This is a genomic window from Streptococcus sp. FSL W8-0197 (assembly GCF_037963785.1).
GTDB classification, from domain to species: Bacteria; Bacillota; Bacilli; order Lactobacillales; family Streptococcaceae; genus Streptococcus; species Streptococcus oralis_CQ.
The window spans coordinates 1,492,133-1,514,794 of the sequence record NZ_CP150168.1 but is presented as its reverse complement, the minus strand read 5'-3'; the positions used below and the strand labels follow the sequence as shown (position 1 = coordinate 1,514,794).

Below are 22,662 nucleotides of genomic sequence, written 5' to 3'. Positions count from 1 at the left end.
AAAATGATGAGATTAGCAAATGGCATTGTATTAGATAAAGACACGACTTTTGGAGAATTGAAATTCTCTGCTCTACGTCGTGAAGTGAGAATCCAAAATGAAGACGGGTCGGTTTCAGATGAAATCAAGGAACGTACCTATGACTTAAAATCCAAAGGACAAGGACGCATGATTCAAGTAAGTATTCCTGCCAGCTTGCCTTTGAAAGAGTTTGATTATAACGCACGGGTGGAACTTATCAATCCCATTGCGGACACCGTTGCTACTGCCACCTATCAAGGAGCAGATGTTGACTGGTATATCAAGGCAGACGATATTGTGCTGACAAAGGATTCTAGTTCATTCAAAGCTCAACCACAAGCAAAGAAAGAACCGACACAAGACAAATAGTCGCTAGGTAGAAAGGAGACTTTTTCGCATGAAACAGCGTGGTAAAAGGATTCGCCCATCTGGTAAAGATTTAGTCTTTCATTTTACGATAGCGTCACTCCTGCCTGTTTTCCTGCTGGTTGTCGGACTGTTTCATGTGAAGACAATCCAGCAGATCAACTGGCAGGATTTTAACCTATCACAAGCAGATAAGATTGACATTCCCTATTTAATTATCAGTTTCAGTGTCGCAATTCTTATCTGCTTGCTGGTAGCGTTTGTATTCAAACGGGTTCGCTATGATACGGTTAAACAACTTTACCACCGTCAAAAACTGGCAAAGATGATACTTGAAAACAAGTGGTATGAATCTGAACAGGTCAAAACAGAGGGTTTCTTTAAAGATAGTGCTGGTCGTACAAAGGAAAAGATAACCTACTTCCCTAAAATGTATTATCGACTTAAAAATGGCTTGATACAGATACGGGTGGAAATCACGCTGGGAAAATATCAAGACCAACTCTTACACTTGGAAAAGAAATTAGAGAGTGGCTTGTACTGTGAGCTGACGGATAAAGAGTTAAAGGATTCCTATGTGGAATATACTTTGCTCTATGACACCATAGCCAGTCGTATTTCTATTGATGAAGTAGAAGCTAAAGATGGTAAACTTCGCTTAATGAAAAACGTATGGTGGGAATATGATAAGCTCCCTCATATGTTGATTGCTGGTGGTACAGGTGGCGGTAAAACTTACTTTATACTGACACTGATTGAAGCCTTGCTTCATACAGATTCAAAACTGTATATTCTTGACCCGAAAAATGCTGACCTTGCGGACTTAGGTTCTGTGATGGCAAATGTCTACTATAGAAAAGAAGACTTGCTTTCTTGCATTGAAACATTCTATGAAGAAATGATGAAACGTAGTGAGGAAATGAAGCAGATGAAGAACTATAAGACTGGCAAAAATTATGCTTACTTAGGTCTCCCGGCACACTTCTTAATCTTTGATGAATACGTCGCTTTCATGGAAATGCTGGGAACAAAAGAAAACACCGCAGTTATGAATAAGCTGAAACAGATTGTCATGTTAGGTCGTCAAGCTGGCTTCTTTCTAATACTGGCTTGTCAACGTCCAGACGCAAAATATTTAGGCGACGGAATCCGTGATCAGTTTAATTTCAGAGTGGCTTTAGGTCGTATGTCTGAAATGGGCTATGGCATGATGTTTGGCAGTGACGTACAAAAGGATTTCTTCTTAAAGCGAATCAAAGGTCGTGGCTATGTTGATGTAGGAACAAGTGTCATATCAGAGTTTTATACTCCCCTTGTACCAAAAGGATATGATTTCTTGGAGGAAATTAAAAAGTTATCCAACAGCAGACAGTCCACGCAGGCGACGTGCGAAGCGGAAGTCGCAGGTGTGGACTGATCTTGCTGGCTGGTGTGGCAATAGCCACGCCAGCACTTAACCCCCCGTATCTAATTCCGAGAATACATTTGAAATAAAAAAGAATGCTGACAAATCAACATTCTCTTTATGTTCATTTTGATAAACATTATAAAATTTGTCTGTTTAGCTACCAAAAAGCTACCAACAAATTTGGAATTATTTTTAATATGATTTATACCAAAAGTCAAGTATCAAATTTTCTAGATGATATGATTCTATTTAGATAATGATAATTTTTCTACTAATCATCCTTTTAAAATAGCACTAACAACCTTCATTCGTTATCAGAAATACATCACTAATGCCATTAAGCTTCCCTATTCTAATGCCAAACTTGAAGCAACCAATAAACTCATCAAAGATATTAAACGTAATGCTTTTGGTTATAGGAGCTTTGACAACTTTAAAAAACGCATTTATCTCGCTTTAAACAGCAAAAAAGCGAGAACATCATTTGTTCTCGCTAGAGCTTAACTTTGCCACCCACTACTGTTGACAAAGAGCCTAAATTCCATGAGATAGGCGTTCATTAAAATTTTAATTTATCAAATTTAGCTTTGACATTGGACTTGAATTCTTCAATTTTGGCTTGACGTTCGGCCTTGCGCTCTGCTTTCATTTGTGCACGTGCTTGATTGTAGAGATCAGCTTGGACTTTGAGAGCAGCTTCGACTTCAGCCGTTACAGTTGCAACATCCCAGCGAACGATCTCAGTGTCATATTTAGTGAAATAACCATCAATGACTTCTTCGTTAGTTTCTTGAACAAGAGCGATAATTGCTGTTTCACCTGCCACTAACTTGCGTGACACGACATCAATCAATCCTGATTCGGTTGTATCAACCGTATCACCAACAACTAACCCATAAAGACCGCCTGCTGCGCTACCATAGAGTGCACCAAGTGGACCAGCAATAAGTCCAACAAAGCCACCAATAAGACCCCCTGTCAGTGTTGCATCAGTAGTTGAATCATCAAAGTCAAAACGCTCTTTTTCAACAATACGACCTCCTTGATTTTCAACAAGAGCAATTTGAGCAACTTTTGTATTTTCAGTTTGTCTAAAGGCTTTTAACTCAGCAAAAGCTTGATATGCTTGACTTTCAGTTTTAAAAATTGAAACAACTAGATTTTCCATAAGGTTGCACCTCTTTCTTTAGTATAATCTAAGTTTACGCTAATATTGGACCATTTTCAAGAAATAGCATGCGACAAATATTCAATTTTGTCGCAGATTGGTCTTGAAGTTTTGCCTTGCCTGCTGGTATAAGGTGGTCATATCTTTAGCTAGTTCATCAGATTTAATGGAATGATCTGTAAAATAGAGTTCTATCAGTCCGAGCATTCCTGTACTATAAAAATGAACAATATATTTATTTTTACTCAATACATCCTTGTCAAAATTATTTACAGTTTGTTTATGGATAACATTCCAGAAAATCGTAAGTATCAACTCAAAGTATTTACTCCCTTTTAGGTGGCGAATGTGTTGTTTGAGAGTGTCTAATTTAAAAAGAAAAAGTTCGAAACTCTCAAAACTACCATCAGATAGAAATATGCGGTCTAAATCGGTTGTCAGTTCTGATTTAAGGCCATAGTTTAGCAATTCAAAAACATCAGGGAAATAGCGATAAAAAGTGGCTCGATGAATCCCACTGATCTGGCAGATTTTTTTGACAGAAATATGATCGAAATCAACTTCAATAAGTAAGGATTTTAATCCTTCCCAAACAATGTCGGGAACAAAACGTTCCTCTGACTGCGACATTTGAATTCCTCCTTGTAGAACGGCTCACTTGCAAGACATACTTTGAATTTAAGTGCAATCCTGCGAACGGAATCGAAAAGATGAAACAAGCACTTCAGGTATTTGAAATTCTAGGAGAACATAATATAAAAGCACAGTACCAAGAGCACTATGACAAATATATTAATCAATAGCATAAAGATAGTTAATCTTTAACCACCAAAAAGATTGACTATCCTGCCTTTCGTTTCTATTTTCCCAGCGTTTAATAAATGCTTTAGCTTGCTTTTTTTACTCCCGGATATTATTCACTTTGTGCTCTCCAACTACCACATTATTTTGATTTATTTATGTAATAAATCCTTTAAAGTTTTAATAATTTTGTTTTTATCTGCTTCTGTCAATTCATATTCTCTCAATAAACTAACAATTTCTTCTAGTCCGTCATCACGTCCTTTTAAAATCTCAAGAGACGTACCAAAGATTTCAGCTAATTTTTCTACTGTTTCATCTTTCGGATTTCTCCCTCCATTTTCCCACCTAGCATATTGAGCTTGAGCTACACCTAACTTTTCAGCAACTTCTAATTGAGTAAGTCCTGCATCTAGTCGGGCTTTTTTTATATTGTCTTTTAACATTTTAAAATTCCTTTCGTTTTTCTATTGACTTATAACCAAAATGGTTGTATTATACTTATATAACCAAAATGGTTATATAAAAACAAAGCATACAAAATAAGTGATACTAGTTAACTTTATGAGTATGCAAAAACACCCCATAAAGCTCTGCAAAGCGTTCTGAGGCTTTCGTTTAAAACCAATACAATTATACCAAAATGGTAATAAAAAGTCCATAAAAAGCGAGATATGGCTAGATTGAGGATATTATGAAATCAACACAATTGGCATTTAAAAACAACAAAATTAACAATACTCATTCTTTTTATTCGCCTAGTTTAGAAGAATATATTCAAGTAAATGATGATGTATTTAACGATATTCGAGACGAAGAAATTGAACTTCGAGCACTTGAACTGCTCTCGAGTTTTCTAGACAAGTATTTTGGCTAGTTTAAAAACTAATAAATTAGAGATTGGGAGACAAGTGCAAGGGCGCGGGCCGAAGGCAGAGCGCCCGAAGCTCGAAGTTCTCCCAATCTCTAACATAAAAGCTGGCGTTTCTAACAGCCAGCAATCAGATACACTTAAGGCAACGCCCTAAGTAACGAGTCATCGGCAAAAATCAATAGTAGCAACGAATTACGCAGATTTTAAGCATAGAAAGGAGGCGTTACATTGAAAAATACCATTCAATCTCTACGAGAATATCAAAGTCAAGTAGATTTATCAAAACTAGAAAAATCTATTTATATCAGCATTGATAGATTAACAGTAATCTTTGATAGTGAGAACCAATCACTTAGACGAATATTTCGTGAATTACGAAAATCACTCGATAATATAATTCAAGAATTTAGTATTCAAGAAAATCTAAGAGAAGACTATTTTACTCTTTATAAAACGATAAACGAAGATAGTATAAATCTAATTTTCTTTCAACTATCGGATTATGGTGGTTATCAAGTCATACGCCTAGACTTCAACCCAAACTCACTAAAAGAATTTGAAGGGTTACAAGTGTGGAGGCAGATTATGAATTACGCTCGATTAAATCGATTAGAAATTAGACTGTCACGATTAGACCTTGCTTTTGATATCTTTAATAGGCCAGAAATAGTTTTTTTACAACATATCAAAGGAGGGGTTAGTCATAAAATATTCTACGGTAGAGGGGGAAATATAGAAAGTAAATACTGGGGTGCAAGTGGTAGCAACGTTCAAGTACGTTTGTACGATAAGAATATAGAGGTAGTAAGTCACAAAAGAGCTGATAAATTAGATATAGAAAGCAAACCCTTTTGGTGGCGGTTAGAGTTCCAACTACGAACAAAGGCTATAAACGAGGAAACCATTTCAGAGATTTCTAAACGATTGGAGAATTTTAGCTTTTTTAGTCTTTCAAGTGTTCCAGATGATAGCAAAGCATTTGCTTATATCTTTCTCCATGAACCAGCACTCTTACCCGAATTATTCCCCTATCTGAAACCTAACACTATAAGAGTAAAAAAGACTAGACTTAGAAAACACCTAAAAGCATTTGATAGTAGCTCATTTTCTTTAGAACTTCAAGATGCACTTAAAGAACAAACCCCACGATTAAATAATGAACTAAAGCAATTAATAGGAGAATTCCTAGAGCTTACTAGTAAAGGAGAAATTGACTTATGAACGATAAATTAACTATGACAGTACAAGAAATTATGGACTTAGGCTTTTCAAAATGGACTGCTTATAATATTTTACGACAAGCAAAACATATTATGGTCGAGCGTGGTTTCGATTTCTATAACAATAAAGGACTTGGGACTGTTCCCGTATCAGTTGTGGCAGAAATACTTGGATTGGAGGAACTCCATGTCAAAAACTAGATATACCGGTGTTACGAAAGATGATAAAACTGGGAAATATACTTATTATTTTAAAGCTGGAGTTGACCTAGCTACTGGTAAACCATATCAAGAACGCAGACGTGGCTTTCAAACTGCAAAAGAAGCCTTTGAAGCACGAACAAGGGCATTGAACAAGGTACAACAAAAAGGAAGTATTAAGCATACTCAATGGACTTTTAAGCAGTTTATGGAAGAAGTTTTTATGCCAAATTATTACGCTACAACAAGTCCGGATCTCGAACACAGGCGTCAAGTTATATTCGATGAATTTATTCAATACTTTGGTAAGAAAAAACCTCGAGAAATTACTACTTATGATGTGATTAATTATAGAAACGGTTTATTAGAGAGATATTCAAATTCATATGCAAGAAACAAGATGACATTGCTTAATCAAGTTTTGAAAACTGCAAAAAAATATGGGTTGATTTTTCATGAGATTCCCACAAGTAATATCAGTCCAATTCCAATCATAAAAAAACATATAGATTTTTGGACAAAAGACGAGTTCCAAAAAGTAATACAATCACTTGATAAAAAGAGTTATTTTGAGCACTTTGTTTATACACTTTTTTGGCTATATTATTTTACGGGAATGCGTGTAAATGAAGCAACTGCTCTTTATTGGGAAGATGTAGACTTTGAAAAGAAAACTCTAGCAATCAATCACAACTTACAGTACATCAACCGTGAGAATTGGGTACGACGTAACAAACTAAAAACTGAAAGTTCCAGACGAACCATTGGCCTTGATGATAATACTCTAAACGTACTTAAGGAATGGAAAGAACGACAAGCAAAAGTTGACAAGATACCATTCATTCTATCACTTGATGGAAATCCATATCGTAAACGTAGTATTAGAGACCAGATTCTAAAATATTCTAAACGTGCAGGAGTTAAATACATTCAACCAAAAGGTTTAAGACACTCCCATGCGTCATTACTTATTAATGAATATAATGTAAATGCTCTATATATTCAAAGACGATTAGGTCATTCTGATGTCAAAACTACACTTAGCATTTATAGTCATTTATACCCAAACGCTGATTCCGAATTAACAGATAAACTCAATCTGATATCAAGTGATTTTATCGACTAAATCTCTTTGGCTACCATATTAGCTACCAAAAAAAGGAAATACACCTCAAAAGCCTCATTTTAAAGGGCTTTTTTTCATATTTTCCCACTATTTCTAACAGGGGGGTACAAATCGACAGGAAACAGTCAAAAAAACATTAGAAAATCCTTTGGTTACAAGGGATTTACAAAATTTCAGCGTATGTCAAATGGGCTTTAAAAGTTGACATACGCCTTTTTGATTGGAGGGATTTTTACTGAATGAACAAACTTGGTTACAGCATTTAAAAGAAAAACGCTTGGCTTATGGACTATCTCAAAACCGTTTAGCTGTTGCGACTGGTATTACAAGGCAGTATCTAAGCGATATTGAAACAGGAAAAGTCAAGCCATCAGAGGATTTACAGCAGTCCCTTTGGGAAGCTCTGGAACGCTTCAATCCCGACGCTCCCCTTGAAATGCTGTTTGATTATGTAAGGATTCGCTTTCCGACAACAGACGTACAGCAGGTGGTCGAAAACATCTTACAACTGAAACTGTCCTATTTTCTTCATGAGGACTATGGTTTCTATTCTTATTCAGAGCATTATGCTTTAGGCGACATATTCGTCCTTTGCTCCCATGAACTGGACAAAGGAGTTCTGGTGGAATTGAAAGGTCGTGGGTGCAGACAATTTGAAAGCTATCTTCTGGCACAACAAAGAAGCTGGTATGAGTTCTTTATGGACGTTTTGGTGGCTGGCGGTGTGATGAAACGCCTTGACCTTGCCATTAACGATAAGACAGGGATTTTGAATATCCCTGTACTCACTGAAAAGTGCCAACAGGAAGAATGTATCTCCGTCTTCCGCAGTTTTAAAAGCTATCGCAGTGGCGAACTGGTACGCAAAGAGGAAAAGGAATGTATGGGAAACACCCTCTATATCGGTTCATTACAAAGTGAAGTTTATTTCTGTATCTATGAAAAGGACTACGAGCAGTACAAGAAAAATGATATTCCCATTGAAGACGCAGAAGTAAAAAACCGTTTTGAGATTCGATTGAAAAATGAGCGTGCCTATTATGCAGTCCGTGATTTACTCGTCTATGACAATCCAGAGCATACCGCCTTTAAAATTATCAATCGGTATATCCGTTTTGTAGATAAAGACGATTCCAAACCTCGTTCTGATTGGAAACTGAATGAAGAATGGGCTTGGTTTATTGGGAACAATCGTGAACGATTAAAACTAACCACAAAACCAGAGCCTTACTCCTTCCAAAGGACGCTGAACTGGCTATCTCATCAAGTTGCCCCGACCTTAAAGGTTGCGATTAAACTTGATGAAATCAACCAGACGCAGGTTGTAAAAGACATTCTCGACCATGCGAAACTGACAGACCGACACAAGCAGATTTTGAAGCAACAGTCAGTAAAAGAACAGGACGTGATAACAACAAAAAAATAACTCAAATACAAATTCATTGAATATAGAGAGGAGAACATTTTTATGAATTTTGGACAAAACCTTTATAACTGGTTTCTATCAAACGCTCAATCACTGGTGCTTTTAGCAATCGTTGTGATTGGCTTGTATCTTGGCTTCAAGCGTGAGTTTAGCAAACTGATTGGCTTTTTAATTATTGCGATTATTGCGGTTGGCTTAGTCTTCAACGCTGCTGGAGTAAAAGACATTTTACTAGAGCTATTCAATCGCATTATTGGTGCTTAAATAAAACCGTTCTTTTGTGGAATATAAGTGGTTTTCTTATGTTCCGCAAAGGAATGGTACACCAAACGAAGTGCGGTAGGGATTTTTGAATCTCTACAAAGAAAGGACGTGAATATATGGACGATATGCAAGTCTATATTGCGAATTTAGGCAAATACAATGAGGGCGAATTGGTCGGTGCGTGGTTTACCTTTCCCATTGACTTTGAGGAAGTCAAAGAGAAAATCGGCTTGAATGATGAATATGAGGAATACGCCATTCATGACTACGAGTTACCCTTTACGGTTGACGAATACACTTCCATTGGCGAACTCAATCGACTATGGGAAATGGTATCGGAATTACCCGAAGAATTACAATCGGAGCTATCTGCTCTGCTCACTCATTTTTCAAGCATTGAAGAACTAAGCGAACATCAAGAGGATATTATCATTCATTCCGATTGTGATGATATGTATGACGTGGCACGCTACTACATTGAAGAAACGGGTGCTTTAGGCGAAGTACCAGCTAGTCTTCAAAACTATATTGATTATCAAGCCTATGGTCGGGATTTAGACCTTTCAGGAACGTTTATCTCAACCAATCATGGGATTTTTGAAATCGTCTATTAAATCTGTCGGTACATTACTACTGGCAGATTTTCTATTTTACGGGGTGGCTCAATCAGCTACCCCTATTTTTTATGAAAGGATTGATTACATGAAGAAAATACGAAGCTATACCAGTATCTGGTCTGTGGAAAAGGTACTGTATTCTATCAATGATTTTAGACTTCCGTTTCCCATAACCTTTACGCAAATGACATGGTTTGTTGTGTCACTCTTTGCAGTGATGATACTTGGCAACTTGCCCCCTCTTTCCATGATAGAGGGAGCATTTCTCAAATACTTTGGGATTCCTGTGGCTTTCACATGGTTTATGTCTACAAAAACTTTTGATGGTAAAAAGCCTTATGGATTTTTGAAGTCTGTCATTGCTTATGCACTGCGACCAAAGCTGACCTATGCAGGAAAAAAAGTAACGCTTGGCAGAAACCAGCCACAAGAAGCCATTACAGCAGTTAGGAGTGAATTTTATGGCATATCCAATTAAATACATTGAAAACAATCTCGTCTGGAATAAAGACGGGGAATGTTATGCTTACTATGAGCTTGTTCCTTACAATTACTCATTTCTAAGTCCAGAACAGAAAATACAAGTGCATGATTCTTTCAGACAGCTTATCGCACAAAATCGTGATGGCAAAATTCATGCTTTACAAATCAGTACAGAATCCAGCATACGTTCTGCACAAGAGCGTTCCAAAAATGAAGTCACTGGCAAGCTCAAAGCGGTTGCCTATGACAAAATCGACCAACAGACAGACGCTTTAATATCCATGATTGGCGAAAATCAAGTGAACTACCGTTTCTTTATCGGCTTTAAGTTGCTTCTCAACGATCAGGAGTTTTCTATGAAAAGTCTTACCGTTGAAGCAAAAAATGCTTTGTCTGATTTTGTCTATGATGTGAACCATAAGCTGATGGGCGATTTTGTTAGTATGAGTAATGATGAAATCCTGCGTTTTCAGAAGATGGAAAAGCTCTTAGAAAATAAAATCTCTCGTCGTTTCAAAATCCGCAGGTTAGATAAGGACGACTTCGGCTATCTGATTGAACACCTTTACGGACAGACAGGCACTGCCTATGAAGAGTATGAGTACCATCTATCAAAGAAAAAGCTGGATAATGAAACGCTGATTAAATACTATGACTTGATTAAGCCTACTCGCTGTTTGGTGGAAGAAAAACAGCGATATTTGAAAATCCAGCAGGAAGATGAAACCGTCTATGTAGCTTACTTTACCATTAACAGCATTGTCGGAGAACTGGACTTCCCGTCCTCTGAAATCTTCTACTACCAGCAACAGCAATTTACATTCCCGATTGATACGTCAATGAATGTGGAAATTGTAGCGAATCGTAAAGCCCTATCTACTGTCCGCAATAAAAAGAAAGAACTGAAAGACTTGGATAACCACGCTTGGCAAAGTGATAATGAAACCAGCTCCAATGTGGCGGAAGCTCTGGAAAGTGTGAATGAGCTGGAAACCAATTTAGACCAAAGCAAGGAATCTATGTACAAGCTGTCTTATGTGGTAAGGGTATCAGCAAATGATCTTGACGAACTCAAACGTCGTTGTAATGAAGTGAAAGATTTTTATGACGATTTAAGCGTAAAACTGGTACGACCATTTGGGGATATGCTCGGCTTACATGAAGAATTTTTACCTGCCAGCAAGCGTTATATGAATGATTATATTCAATACGTGACCTCTGATTTCCTCGCTGGTTTAGGTTTTGGTGCTACTCAAATGCTGGGGGAAAATGAGGGGATTTATGTTGGCTACAGCTTAGATACTGGACGCAATGTCTATCTGAAACCTGCTCTTGCCAGTCAAGGGGTTAAGGGTTCAGTAACCAATGCGTTAGCGTCGGCTTTTGTTGGTTCGCTGGGTGGTGGTAAATCCTTTGCGAATAACCTTATCGTCTATTATGCGGTGCTTTATGGGGCACAAGCAGTGATTGTAGACCCAAAAGCAGAACGTGGCAGATGGAAAGAAACCTTGCCAGAGATTTCCCATGAAATCAATATCGTCACTCTGACTTCTGATGAGAAAAACAAAGGCTTACTTGACCCTTATGTGATTATGAAAAATCCCAAAGATTCTGAATCACTGGCTATTGATATTCTGACATTCCTTACGGGGATTTCCTCTCGTGATGGGGAACGCTTCCCAATCCTTAGAAAAGCCATTCGTGCAGTAACCAATAGTGAAGTACGAGGGTTGATGAAAGTGATTGAGGAATTACGGGTTGAGAATACGCCACTAAGTACCAGTATAGCCGACCATATCGAAAGTTTTACAGACTATGACTTTGCACATTTATTATTCAGTAATGGTTATGTGGAGCAGTCTATCAGCTTAGAAAAACAACTGAACATTATACAGGTTGCGGACTTGGTACTTCCCGACAAGGAAACTTCCTTTGAGGAATATACCACTATGGAGCTTTTATCCGTTGCTATGCTGATTGTCATTAGTACCTTTGCTTTAGACTTTATCCATACAGACCGAAGCATTTTCAAGATTGTAGATTTAGACGAAGCATGGAGCTTTTTACAGGTAGCACAAGGAAAAACACTATCTATGAAGCTGGTTCGGGCTGGTCGTGCTATGAACGCTGGGGTATATTTCGTGACCCAAAATACAGACGACCTCTTAGATGAAAAACTGAAAAATAACCTCGGCTTAAAATTTGCATTTCGTTCCACTGACCTTAACGAGATTAAAAAGACCTTAGCCTTTTTTGGTGTAGACCCAGAGGACGAAAACAATCAGAAGCGATTGCGTGATTTGGAAAACGGGCAATGCCTTATCAGTGATTTATATGGTCGTGTCGGTGTGATACAGTTCCACCCTGTATTTGAAGAACTGCTCCATGCCTTTGATACCAGACCACCTGTGCGAAAAGAGGTGTAAATGTGAAACCATCAATAGTAAACAGAATAAAATCAAACTGGACGCTGAAACGTCTAGGTAAAGTGGCAATGACAGTGGCTTTCACACTTGTGATTGCCATTTTTCTTTTAGCCATGCTGGGAACGGTGGTTCAAGCTGCGGGCTTGGTAGATGATACGGTCAATGTGGCAAATGAATACAGCCGATACCCACTTGAAAACTATCAACTGGATTTTTATGTGGATAATAGCTGGGGCTGGCTTCCGTGGAACTGGTCGGACGGGATTGGAAAACAGGTCATGTATGGACTATATGCCATTACCAATTTTATTTGGACAATCAGTTTGTATGTTTCCAATGCGACAGGTTACTTAGTACAGGAAGCCTATTCCTTAGACTTCATTTCCGCTACAGCAGATTCCATTGGTAAGAATATGCAGACCTTAGCTGGTGTGAGTGCAAACGGATTTTCAACAGAGGGTTTCTATGTTGGATTCCTCTTACTCTTGATTTTGGTTCTTGGGGTTTATGTTGCCTATACGGGACTGATAAAGAGAGAAACCACAAAGGCAATTCATGCCATTATGAATTTTGTGCTGGTGTTTATCCTATCGGCTTCCTTTATTGCCTACGCTCCCGACTACATTAAAAAAATCAATGACTTTTCATCAGACATCAGTAATGCCAGTTTATCACTTGGCACGAAGATTGTCATGCCCCATTCCGATAGTCAAGGCAAGGACAGCGTGGACTTAATCAGAGATAGCCTGTTTTCCATACAGGTTCAGCAACCGTGGCTACTGCTTCAATACAACAGTTCAGACATTGAAAGTATCGGTATTGACCGTGTGGAAAGCCTGCTCTCCACCAGCCCAGATTCCAACAATGGCGAAGACAGAGAAAAAATTGTTGCGGAAGAAATTGAAGACAGAAGCAATACCAATCTAACCATTACAAAGACCATTAACCGTTTAGGTACAGTCTTCTTCCTATTTGTCTTCAATATTGGGATTTCCATATTTGTATTCCTATTAACAGGAATCATGATTTTCTCGCAGGTACTTTTTATCATCTATGCTATGTTTCTGCCTGTGAGCTTTATTTTAAGCATGATTCCATCATTTGATGGTATGTCAAAACGAGCCATAACAAAGCTCTTTAATACCATTTTGACACGAGCTGGAATCACATTGATTATTACGACAGCATTTAGTATTTCAACCATGCTCTATACCTTATCGGCTGGTTATCCGTTCTTTTTGATTGCTTTTCTACAGATTGTGACCTTTGCAGGAATCTACTTCAAGCTGGGCGATTTAATGAGTATGTTTTCTCTACAGAGTAACGATTCTCAAAGTGTGGGAAGTCGTGTGATGAGAAAACCTCGTATGCTTATGCACGCTCACATGCACCGTCTACAGCGGAAACTTGGACGTTCCATGACTACTCTAGGGGCTGGGTCTGCCATTGTTACAGGTAAAAAAGGACAGTCGGGTTCGGGGAGTTCTGCAAGGACACAAGCAGATCACTCCCGACCAGACGGAAAGGAAAAATCAACACTTGGAAAACGTATCGGTCAAACCATCGGTACAGTAGCTGATACCAAAGACAGAATGGTAGACACTGCTAGTGGTTTGAAAGAACAGGTTAAAGATTTGCCGACCAATGCAAGATATGCAGTATATCAAGGAAAATCCAAAGTAAAAGAGAATGTCCGTGATTTAACCAGTAGTATTTCTCAAACCAAAGCGGACAGAGCCAGTGGACGCAAGGAACAGCAGGAACAAAGGCGAAAAACCATTGCGAAGCGTCGCTCTGAAATGGAACAGGTCAAACAGAAAAAACAGCCTGCTTCTTCTGTTCATGAAAGACCGACTACAAGACAAGAACAATATCATGATGAACAGACCTCAAAACAGTCTAATATTCAGACTTCATATAAGGAATCTCAACAAGCCAAACAAGAGCGTCCAGCAGTTAAGTCCGATTTTTCAAGTCCAAAAGTGGAACGCCAAGGCAATACCGTTCAAGAAAAAACCGTTCAAAAGCCAGCAACTTCAACCACTACAGCAGATAGAACTTCACAACGTCCAATCACAAAAGAACGTCCGTCTACTGTTCAAAGAGTACCACTACAAAATACAAGAAGTAGACCACCAATCAAAACCGCCACCATTAAGAAAGTCGGTAAGAAACCATGAAGTTGAAAACTTTAGTGATTGGTGGTTCTGGATTATTCTTGATGGTCTTCTCACTGCTTCTGTTTGTTGCCATTTTATTTTCAGATGAACAGGACAGCGGAATTTCCAATATTCATTATGGAGGTGTGAATGTTTCCGCAGAAGTGCTGGCTCATAAGCCTATGGTAGAAAAATATGCCAAAGAATATGGCGTTGAAGAATATGTCAACATACTTCTTGCGATTATACAGGTGGAATCGGGCGGTACTGCGGAAGATGTTATGCAGTCCTCGGAATCCCTCGGTCTTCCACCTAATTCATTGAGTACAGAAGAATCCATTAAGCAAGGTGTGAAGTATTTCAGTGAATTATTAGCCAGTAGCGAAAGGCTCAGTGTAGATTTAGAATCGGTTATCCAGTCCTACAATTATGGTGGTGGTTTCTTAGGGTATGTGGCTAATCGTGGAAATAAATATACCTTTGAACTGGCTCAAAGTTTCTCAAAAGAGTATTCAGGTGGCGAAAAAGTGTCTTACCCCAATCCCATAGCCATACCTATCAATGGGGGCTGGCGATACAACTATGGCAATATGTTTTATGTGCAACTGGTAACGCAGTATCTTGTCACAACAGAGTTTGATGATGATACGGTACAAGCCATCATGGACGAAGCACTGAAATATGAGGGCTGGCGATACGTTTACGGTGGAGCTTCCCCGACTACTTCTTTTGATTGTAGCGGACTGACACAATGGACGTATGGAAAAGCTGGAATTAACTTACCACGAACCGCACAACAGCAATATGATGTGACCCAGCATATCCCACTATCGGAAGCACAAGCTGGCGATTTGGTTTTCTTTCATTCTACCTATAACGCTGGCTCTTATATTACTCATGTTGGGATATACCTTGGCAATAACCGTATGTTTCATGCAGGCGACCCAATCGGTTATGCCGACTTAACAAGCCCCTACTGGCAACAGCATTTAGTGGGAGCAGGACGAATCAAACAATGAGAAAGGAAGATTTAATGATGAAATTTAGAAAAAATCAGAATAAAGAAAAACAGATACCAAAGGAAAAGAAACCTCGTGTCTACTATAAGGTCAATCCTCATAAAAAGGTTGTGATTGCCTTGTGGGTACTTTTAGGGCTTAGTTTCAGCTTTGCGATATTCAAGCACTTTACAGCTATAGATACTCATACTATTCACGAAACAACTATCATAGAAAAGGAATACGTTGATACTCATCATGTAGAAAATTTTGTAGAGAACTTTGCGAAAGTCTACTATTCATGGGAGCAATCCGATAAGTCCATTGATAATCGAATGGAAAGTCTAAAAGGCTATCTGACAGATGAACTTCAAGCTCTCAATGTTGATACAGTACGCAAAGATATTCCTGTATCGTCTTCTGTAAGAGGATTTCAGATATGGACGGTAGAGCCAACTGGCGACAATGAGTTTAATGTAACCTACAGTGTAGACCAGCTCATTACAGAGGGAGAAAATACAAAGACCGTCCACTCTGCTTATATAGTGAGTGTCTATGTAGATGGTTCTGGAAATATGGTACTGGTTAAGAATCCGACCATTACCAACATACCTAAGAAATCAAGTTATAAACCAAAAGCCATTGAAAGTGAGGGGACGGTTGATTCCATTACAACCAATGAAATCAATGAGTTTTTAACGACGTTCTTCAAGCTCTATCCTACAGCGACAGCCAGTGAACTTTCCTACTATGTGAATGACGGGATATTAAAACCAATCGGAAAAGAGTACATCTTTCAAGAACTGGTAAATCCTATTCACAATCGTAAGGATAATCAAGTCACGGTATCGCTGACAGTGGAGTATATCGACCAGCAGACCAAAGCAACGCAGGTATCTCAATTTGATTTGGTACTTGAAAAGAACGGGAGTAATTGGAAGATTATAGAATAACAAATATTGGTACATTATTACAGCTATTTTGTAATCACGTACTCTCTTTGATAAAAAATTGGAGATTCCTTTACAAATATGCTCTTATGTGCTATTATTTAAGTATCTATTTAAAAGGAGTTAATAAATATGCGGCAAGGTATTCTTAAATAAACTGTCAATTTGATAGTGGGAACAAATAATTGGATGTCCTTTTTTAGGAGGGCTTAGTTTTTTGTACCCAGTTTAAGAATACCTTTATCATGTGATTCTAAAGTATCCGGAGAATATCTGTATGCTTTGTATGCCTATGGTTATGCATAAAAATCCCAGTGATAAAAGTATTTATCACTGGGATTTTTATGCCCTTTTGGGTTTTTGAATGGAGGAAAATCACATGAAAATTATTAATATTGGAGTTTTAGCTCATGTTGATGCAGGAAAAACTACCTTAACAGAAAGCTTATTATATAACAGTGGAGCGATTACAGAATTAGGAAGCGTGGACAAAGGTACAACGAGGACGGATAATACGCTTTTAGAACGTCAGAGAGGAATTACAATTCAGACAGGAATAACCTCTTTTCAGTGGGAAAATACGAAGGTGAACATCATAGACACGCCAGGACATATGGATTTCTTAGCAGAAGTATATCGTTCATTATCAGTTTTAGATGGGGCAATTCTACTGATTTCTGCAAAAGATGGCGTACAAGCACAAACTCGTATATTATTTCATGCACTTAGGAAAATGGGGATTCCCACAATCTTTTTTATCAATAAGATTGACCAAAATGGAATTGATTTATCAACGGTTTATCAGGATATTAAAGAGAAACTTTCTGCCGAAATTGTAATCAAACAGAAGGTAGAACTGTATCCTAATATGTGTGTGACGAACTTTACCGAATCTGAACAATGGGATACGGTAATAGAGGGAAACGATGACCTTTTAGAGAAATATATGTCCGGTAAATCATTAGAAGCATTGGAACTCGAACAAGAGGAAAGCATAAGATTTCAGAATTGTTCTCTGTTCCCTGTTTATCACGGAAGTGCAAAAAACAATATAGGGATTGATAACCTTATAGAAGTGATTACGAATAAATTTTATTCATCAACACATCGAGGTCAGTCTGAACTTTGCGGAAAAGTTTTCAAAATTGAGTATTCGGAAAAAAGACAGCGTCTTGCATATATACGTCTTTATAGTGGCGTACTGCATTTGCGAGATTCGGTTAGAATATCGGAAAAGGAAAAAATAAAAATTACAGAAATGTATACTTCAATAAATGGTGAATTATGTAAAATCGATAAGGCTTATTCCGGGGAAATTGTTATTTTGCAGAATGAGTTTTTGAAGTTAAATAGTGTTCTTGGAGATACAAAGCTATTGCCACAGAGAGAGAGAATTGAAAATCCCCTCCCTCTGCTGCAAACGACTGTTGAACCGAGCAAACCTCAACAAAGGGAAATGTTACTTGATGCACTTTTAGAAATCTCCGACAGTGACCCGCTTCTGCGATATTATGTGGATTCTGCGACACATGAAATCATACTTTCTTTCTTAGGGAAAGTACAAATGGAAGTGACTTGTGCTCTGCTGCAAGAAAAGTATCATGTGGAGATAGAAATAAAAGAGCCTACAGTCATTTATATGGAAAGACCGTTAAAAAAAGCAGAGTATACCATTCACATCGAAGTTCCACCGAATCCTTTCTGGGCTTCCATTGGTCTATCTGTAGCACAGCTTCCATTAGGGAGCGGAGTACAGTATGAGAGCTCGGTTTCTCTTGGATACTTAAATCAATCGTTTCAAAATGCAGTTATGGAGGGGATACGCTATGGCTGTGAACAAGGATTGTATGGTTGGAATGTGACGGACTGTAAAATCTGTTTTAAGTATGGCTTATACTATAGCCCTGTTAGTACCCCAGCAGATTTTCGGATGCTTGCTCCTATTGTATTGGAACAAGTCTTAAAAAAAGCTGGAACAGAATTGTTAGAGCCATATCTTAGTTTTAAAATTTATGCGCCACAGGAATATCTTTCACGAGCATACAACGATGCTCCTAAATATTGTGCGAACATCGTAGACACTCAATTGAAAAATAATGAGGTCATTCTTAGTGGAGAAATCCCTGCTCGGTGTATTCAAGAATATCGTAGTGATTTAACTTTCTTTACAAATGGACGTAGTGTTTGTTTAACAGAGTTAAAAGGGTACCATGTTACTACCGGTGAACCTGTTTGCCAGCCCCGTCGTCCAAATAGTCGGATAGATAAAGTACGATATATGTTCAATAAAATAACTTAGTGTATTTTATGTTGTTATATAAATATGGTTTCTTGTTAAATAAGATGAAATATTTTTTAATAAAGATTTGAATTAAAGTGTAAAGGAGGAGATAGTTATTATAAACTACAAGTGGATATTGTGTCCTGTATGTGGAAATAAAACACGATTAAAGATAAGGGAAGATACTGAATTAAAAAAATTCCCCCTCTATTGTCCGAAATGCAGACAAGAAAATTTAATTGAAATAAAGCAGTTCAAAGTAACTGTGATTACAGAGCCAGACGCAAAGACGCAGAGCCGATAAAATGAGATTAATACAATCTCATTTTATCGGCTCTTTCCGTTATGTATGGATTCTTTTAATTAGTCTTCGATGTTTCTTGCTTCGTTGATACCGCTGGCTAAAGATTCCATTAAGGATAGTTCTTTGTCTGTAAAGCTATCCATGTATTTCTCTATCTGTAATCGTCGGGTGCTTTTTACCAAGTTATTAGCAGGTAAGAAAAATTCATCAACGGAAACATGAAGTAACGATACAAGGTCATAAAGAACTTGTATGCTGGGGTGTTGCCCTTTATTTTCAATATTAGTTAAGTACCGTGGGTCAATTTCAATCAATGCTCCCACTTGTTCACGAGTTAAACCTCGTTTCAATCGAGCTTCTTTAATGGCTAAACCAAAGGCTCTAAAATCATATTTATCTTCTTTTTTACGCATAGTAGACCACCTCTATACATTTTATTGTCCCTACTGAATTAAAAACAGGTATAGAAAAACGTGTTATATGGTTTATAGGTTTATATTTAATAAAAAGCACTACTAAACGCCAATAAAAAAAACCGTTATATGGTAGTGCTATTTACGCTGTTAAAATATTGTATATTACTTCCAAATGGCGGTTTGTTGGAGGTCAACGTCGCCATGAAGTACATCATATACAATAAATTTCCTTACATTGGGTTCTTGTCAAAAAAAGTCGTCTATCTGCAATAGATAAGTACGTCCACCAATGTGGTTTTATAAATCATATAGATAGAATAACAGAAGCATGTAAACAGAGAAATAAATCTGTTTATATGCTTTTTTGGCTATTCAGAACTTTTTTACAAAGTTTATTTATCAGTAATGCAACAAATCCCCCTTTCACATTGGGACTAAGAGTGAAAGGAGATAAACGAGCAAGGCTCACTTCCTTTCCTAGACAGAAAGGGGGTGAGAAACATGAAACCATCTTCTTTTCAGACCACAATAGAAAATCAGTTTGACTATATCTGTAAACGTGCTATGGAAGACGAGCGAAAGAATTATATGCTTTATCTTTCAAGGATTGCAAAGCGTGAGGTGTCCTTTTCGGATGTTGGCGATTATCTTGTTAGCCAGTTTGCGACAACAGATAACTATTCAACTGACTTTCAGATTTTTACACTCAATGGGTTATCAGTAGGCGTTGAAAATGATTTGTTGAGTGAAGCATTACGTGAGTTGCCAGACAAGAAACGTGAAATTCTACTGCTGTTTTACTTTATGGACATGAGCGATTCAGAAATTGCAGACCTGTTGAAATTGAACCGTTCTACTGTCTATCGGCATAGAACCAGTGGACTAGCCTTAATTAAAAAGTTTATGGAGGAATTTGAAGAATGAAAACACAATATCCTATGATTCCCTTTCCTCTCATTGTAAAGGCAACAGATGGCGATACCGAAGCGATTAACCAGATTCTACATCATTACAGAGGGTACATAACGAAGCGTTCCCTACGACTTATGAAAGATGAATATGGCAATCAAAGTATGGTCGTTGATGAAGTCTTACGTGGAAGAATGGAAACCAGACTGATTACAAAGATTTTGTCATTTGAAATTAAGTAATATCCTCTCTCCTTTCGTGGAAGCGTGCTAAACCATTCCACGCTTCCCGAACAGGGAGGTTTGTTATTCCACCAAAGCATATTGAGCTTTCAATGTGTTTTGATAGGCTAACGAGCCATTGTTCTTTGAAAACTGAATAAAAGTAATCGAATACGTTTCGATAAGAAAAGAGCCAACGGAACTAACCGCCATGACCTATCTTATAAAGATAGCGAGCGATTCATGTTAGTGATCCGAGAAGCAATCTTTAGCAGGATTGCCTGCAACGACATTCTTATCGTGATAATGATACTCCCATACAGTCAATAGTCCGAGCGTGATAAAACCGTCGCAGGCAATGAGTATGGCTACATGAGAACCATGCAGGGGTGGAACTCCCGTGAGCTTTGCTAAAGCTGTTCGATTGCTGGTAAAACAACTTTTATGAAATCCAAATAAGTGATTTGGAAAGGAGGATTTTATGAAGCAGACTGACATTCCTATTTGGGAACGTTATACCCTAACCATTGAAGAAGCGTCAAAATATTTTCGTATTGGCGAAAACAAGCTACGACGCTTGGCAGAGGAAAATAAAAATGCAAATTGGCTGATTATGAATGGCAATCGTATTCAGATTAAACGAAAACAATTTGAAAAAATTATAGATACATTGGACGCAATCTAGCGTCGCCAAAGGGTCTTGTATATGATAAAATAGTATTAAGTCGTATCAAGGCTCTTTCCATAAAGGAAAGGAGCAAATGCCATGTCAGAAAAAAGACGTGACAATAAAGGTCGAATCTTAAAGACTGGAGAGAGCCAACGAAAAGACGGAAGATACTTATACAAATATATAGATTCATTTGGAGAACCGCAATTTGTTTACTCGTGGAAACTTGTGGCTACAGACCGAGTACCAGCAGGAAAGCGTGATTGTATCTCACTTAGAGAGAAAATCGCAGAGTTACAGAAAGACATTCATGATGGTATTGATGTTGTAGGAAAGAAAATGACACTCTGCCAGCTTTACGCAAAACAGAACGCTCAAAGACCAAAGGTTAGAAAAAACACTGAAACTGGACGCAAATATCTTATGGATATTTTGAAGAAAGACAAGTTAGGTGTAAGAAGTATTGACAGTATTAAGCCATCAGACGCTAAAGAATGGGCTATTAGAATGAGTGAAAATGGTTATGCTTATCAAACCATCAATAACTACAAACGTTCTTTAAAGGCTTCATTCTATATTGCTATACAAGATGATTGTGTTCGGAAGAATCCATTTGACTTTCAACTGAAAGCAGTTCTTGATGATGATACTGTCCCTAAGACCGTACTAACAGAAGAACAGGAAGAAAAACTGTTAGCCTTTGCAAAAGCTGATAAAACCTACAGCAAAAATTATGATGAAATTCTGATACTCTTAAAAACAGGTCTTCGTATTTCAGAGTTTGGTGGTTTGACACTTCCAGATTTAGATTTTGAGAATCGTCTTGTCAATATAGACCATCAGCTATTGAGAGATACTGAAATTGGGTACTACATTGAAACACCAAAGACCAAAAGTGGCGAACGTCAAGTTCCTATGGTTGAAGAAGCCTATCAAGCATTTAAGCGAGTGTTAGCGAATCGAAAGAATGATAAGCGTGTTGAGATTGATGGATATAGTGATTTCCTCTTTCTTAATAGAAAGAACTATCCAAAAGTGGCAAGTGATTACAACGGCATGATGAAAGGTCTTGTTAAGAAATACAATAAGTATAACGAGGATAAATTGCCACACATCACTCCACATAGTTTGCGACATACATTCTGTACCAACTATGCAAATGCAGGAATGAATCCAAAGGCATTACAGTACATTATGGGACATGCTAATATAGCCATGACGCTGAACTATTACGCACATGCAACATTCGATTCTGCAATGGCAGAAATGAAACGCTTGAATAAAGAGAAGCAACAGGAGCGTCTTGTTGCTTAGTAGTACAAATGAATTTACTACTTATTTACCACTTCTGAC

General features: G+C 37.8%; 27 protein-coding genes and 1 pseudogene. 23 read left to right on the top strand and 5 right to left on the bottom strand.

The genetic code is table 11. The annotated features are described in order from the left end of the window. Positions 1 to 3: 3 nt before the first annotated feature. The 3 genes and pseudogenes from NYE79_RS07635 to NYE79_RS07625 all read left to right on the top strand — a co-directional run. Complete coding sequence (locus NYE79_RS07635; RefSeq protein ID WP_148876440.1) at positions 4 to 390, top strand: YdcP family protein; 387 nt, start codon at positions 4 to 6, stop codon at positions 388 to 390. Positions 391 to 418: 28 nt separating this feature from the next. After that, on the top strand, positions 419 to 1,804 hold the full coding sequence (locus tag NYE79_RS07630; RefSeq protein ID WP_000813488.1) for an FtsK/SpoIIIE domain-containing protein: 1,386 nt from the start codon (positions 419 to 421) through the stop codon (positions 1,802 to 1,804). Positions 1,805 to 2,077: 273 nt separating this feature from the next. After that, a pseudogene (locus NYE79_RS07625) lies at positions 2,078 to 2,299 on the top strand (transposase); the annotation flags it as partial. A 55-nt stretch (positions 2,300 to 2,354) separates the two neighbouring features. Here NYE79_RS07625 and NYE79_RS07620 read toward each other — a convergent pair. The 3 genes from NYE79_RS07620 to NYE79_RS07610 form a co-directional block, all read right to left on the bottom strand. After that, entirely contained in the window at positions 2,355 to 2,963 is a 609-nt protein-coding gene (locus NYE79_RS07620; protein WP_195594805.1) for a DUF1269 domain-containing protein, read from the bottom strand. Between the two features lie 81 nt (positions 2,964 to 3,044). After that, entirely contained in the window at positions 3,045 to 3,593 is a 549-nt protein-coding gene (locus NYE79_RS07615) for a TetR/AcrR family transcriptional regulator (protein WP_195594806.1), read from the bottom strand. 323 nt (positions 3,594 to 3,916) lie between these two features. After that, positions 3,917 to 4,210 (bottom strand): helix-turn-helix transcriptional regulator, encoded by a 294-nt coding sequence (locus tag NYE79_RS07610; RefSeq protein WP_000910341.1) that lies wholly within the window; start codon positions 4,208 to 4,210, stop codon positions 3,917 to 3,919. A 248-nt stretch (positions 4,211 to 4,458) separates the two neighbouring features. Here NYE79_RS07610 and NYE79_RS07605 point away from each other — a divergent pair, with 248 nt between their 5' ends. The 16 genes from NYE79_RS07605 to NYE79_RS07530 all read left to right on the top strand — a co-directional run bounded on the left by NYE79_RS07605 (position 4,459) and on the right by NYE79_RS07530 (position 19,093). Then, a complete protein-coding gene (locus NYE79_RS07605; protein WP_195594808.1) occupies positions 4,459 to 4,641 on the top strand; it encodes a hypothetical protein in 183 nt (60 codons plus the stop codon). 225 nt (positions 4,642 to 4,866) lie between these two features. Beyond that, on the top strand, positions 4,867 to 5,859 hold the full coding sequence (locus NYE79_RS07600) for a replication initiation protein (RefSeq protein ID WP_195594809.1): 993 nt from the start codon (positions 4,867 to 4,869) through the stop codon (positions 5,857 to 5,859). Then, entirely contained in the window at positions 5,856 to 6,059 is a 204-nt protein-coding gene (locus NYE79_RS07595) for a DUF3173 family protein (RefSeq protein ID WP_000998327.1), read from the top strand. The genes NYE79_RS07600 and NYE79_RS07595 overlap by 4 nt, the downstream gene beginning before the upstream one ends. After that, entirely contained in the window at positions 6,046 to 7,185 is a 1,140-nt protein-coding gene (locus NYE79_RS07590; protein WP_303431093.1) for a site-specific integrase, read from the top strand. Before NYE79_RS07595 ends, NYE79_RS07590 begins: the two co-directional genes overlap by 14 nt. 78 nt (positions 7,186 to 7,263) lie before the next feature. After that, entirely contained in the window at positions 7,264 to 7,383 is a 120-nt protein-coding gene (locus NYE79_RS07585; RefSeq protein WP_079261586.1) for a conjugal transfer protein, read from the top strand. 22 nt (positions 7,384 to 7,405) lie between these two features. Then, positions 7,406 to 8,611 (top strand): MobT family relaxase, encoded by a 1,206-nt coding sequence (gene mobT, locus NYE79_RS07580; RefSeq protein ID WP_000398284.1) that lies wholly within the window; start codon positions 7,406 to 7,408, stop codon positions 8,609 to 8,611. A gap of 42 nt (positions 8,612 to 8,653) precedes the next feature. Beyond that, on the top strand, positions 8,654 to 8,875 hold the full coding sequence (locus tag NYE79_RS07575) for a hypothetical protein (RefSeq protein WP_001009056.1): 222 nt from the start codon (positions 8,654 to 8,656) through the stop codon (positions 8,873 to 8,875). Between the two features lie 116 nt (positions 8,876 to 8,991). After that, on the top strand, positions 8,992 to 9,489 hold the full coding sequence (locus NYE79_RS07570) for an antirestriction protein ArdA (RefSeq protein WP_000342539.1): 498 nt from the start codon (positions 8,992 to 8,994) through the stop codon (positions 9,487 to 9,489). Between the two features lie 88 nt (positions 9,490 to 9,577). After that, positions 9,578 to 9,970: a conjugal transfer protein gene (locus NYE79_RS07565; RefSeq protein ID WP_000723888.1), complete on the top strand. Its 393-nt coding sequence runs from the start codon at positions 9,578 to 9,580 to the stop codon at positions 9,968 to 9,970. Beyond that, positions 9,954 to 12,401: an ATP-binding protein gene (locus NYE79_RS07560; protein WP_000331160.1), complete on the top strand. Its 2,448-nt coding sequence runs from the start codon at positions 9,954 to 9,956 to the stop codon at positions 12,399 to 12,401. Before NYE79_RS07565 ends, NYE79_RS07560 begins: the two co-directional genes overlap by 17 nt. Before the next feature lie 2 nt (positions 12,402 to 12,403). Further along, positions 12,404 to 14,581 (top strand): membrane protein, encoded by a 2,178-nt coding sequence (locus NYE79_RS07555; protein ID WP_000804748.1) that lies wholly within the window; start codon positions 12,404 to 12,406, stop codon positions 14,579 to 14,581. After that, positions 14,578 to 15,579: a bifunctional lysozyme/C40 family peptidase gene (locus tag NYE79_RS07550; protein WP_000769868.1), complete on the top strand. Its 1,002-nt coding sequence runs from the start codon at positions 14,578 to 14,580 to the stop codon at positions 15,577 to 15,579. The genes NYE79_RS07555 and NYE79_RS07550 overlap by 4 nt, the downstream gene beginning before the upstream one ends. Next, on the top strand, positions 15,576 to 16,511 hold the full coding sequence (locus NYE79_RS07545) for a conjugal transfer protein (protein ID WP_001224320.1): 936 nt from the start codon (positions 15,576 to 15,578) through the stop codon (positions 16,509 to 16,511). The genes NYE79_RS07550 and NYE79_RS07545 overlap by 4 nt, the downstream gene beginning before the upstream one ends. 244 nt (positions 16,512 to 16,755) lie before the next feature. Beyond that, the gene (locus NYE79_RS07540; RefSeq protein WP_001814923.1) at positions 16,756 to 16,872 is read left to right on the top strand and encodes a tetracycline resistance determinant leader peptide; all 117 of its coding nucleotides are present in this window, start codon (positions 16,756 to 16,758) and stop codon (positions 16,870 to 16,872) included. Positions 16,873 to 16,887: 15 nt separating this feature from the next. Beyond that, complete coding sequence (tet(M), locus tag NYE79_RS07535) at positions 16,888 to 18,807, top strand: tetracycline resistance ribosomal protection protein Tet(M) (protein WP_000691743.1); 1,920 nt, start codon at positions 16,888 to 16,890, stop codon at positions 18,805 to 18,807. Positions 18,808 to 18,925: 118 nt separating this feature from the next. Next, a complete protein-coding gene (locus NYE79_RS07530; RefSeq protein ID WP_000336323.1) occupies positions 18,926 to 19,093 on the top strand; it encodes a cysteine-rich KTR domain-containing protein in 168 nt (55 codons plus the stop codon). 59 nt (positions 19,094 to 19,152) lie between these two features. Here the strand turns inward: NYE79_RS07530 and NYE79_RS07525 are convergent, their stop codons facing one another. Further along, entirely contained in the window at positions 19,153 to 19,506 is a 354-nt protein-coding gene (locus NYE79_RS07525; RefSeq protein WP_001227347.1) for a helix-turn-helix transcriptional regulator, read from the bottom strand. A gap of 504 nt (positions 19,507 to 20,010) precedes the next feature. Between NYE79_RS07525 and NYE79_RS07520 the strand changes: the two genes are divergently transcribed. Beyond that, positions 20,011 to 20,433: a sigma-70 family RNA polymerase sigma factor gene (locus NYE79_RS07520; RefSeq protein WP_000804885.1), complete on the top strand. Its 423-nt coding sequence runs from the start codon at positions 20,011 to 20,013 to the stop codon at positions 20,431 to 20,433. Then, on the top strand, positions 20,430 to 20,660 hold the full coding sequence (locus NYE79_RS07515) for a helix-turn-helix domain-containing protein (RefSeq protein WP_000857133.1): 231 nt from the start codon (positions 20,430 to 20,432) through the stop codon (positions 20,658 to 20,660). Before NYE79_RS07520 ends, NYE79_RS07515 begins: the two co-directional genes overlap by 4 nt. A 225-nt stretch (positions 20,661 to 20,885) precedes the next feature. Here the strand turns inward: NYE79_RS07515 and NYE79_RS07510 are convergent, their stop codons facing one another. Further along, positions 20,886 to 21,137, bottom strand: coding sequence for a hypothetical protein (locus tag NYE79_RS07510; protein ID WP_001845478.1), 252 nt, complete (start codon positions 21,135 to 21,137; stop codon positions 20,886 to 20,888). Between NYE79_RS07510 and NYE79_RS07505 the strand changes: the two genes are divergently transcribed. Next, positions 21,121 to 21,324: an excisionase gene (locus NYE79_RS07505; RefSeq protein WP_000814511.1), complete on the top strand. Its 204-nt coding sequence runs from the start codon at positions 21,121 to 21,123 to the stop codon at positions 21,322 to 21,324. The two genes, NYE79_RS07510 and NYE79_RS07505, sit on opposite strands and share 17 nt — an antisense overlap. A gap of 81 nt (positions 21,325 to 21,405) precedes the next feature. Then, complete coding sequence (locus tag NYE79_RS07500) at positions 21,406 to 22,623, top strand: tyrosine-type recombinase/integrase (protein ID WP_001291561.1); 1,218 nt, start codon at positions 21,406 to 21,408, stop codon at positions 22,621 to 22,623. The last annotated feature ends 39 nt before the right edge of the window (positions 22,624 to 22,662 follow it).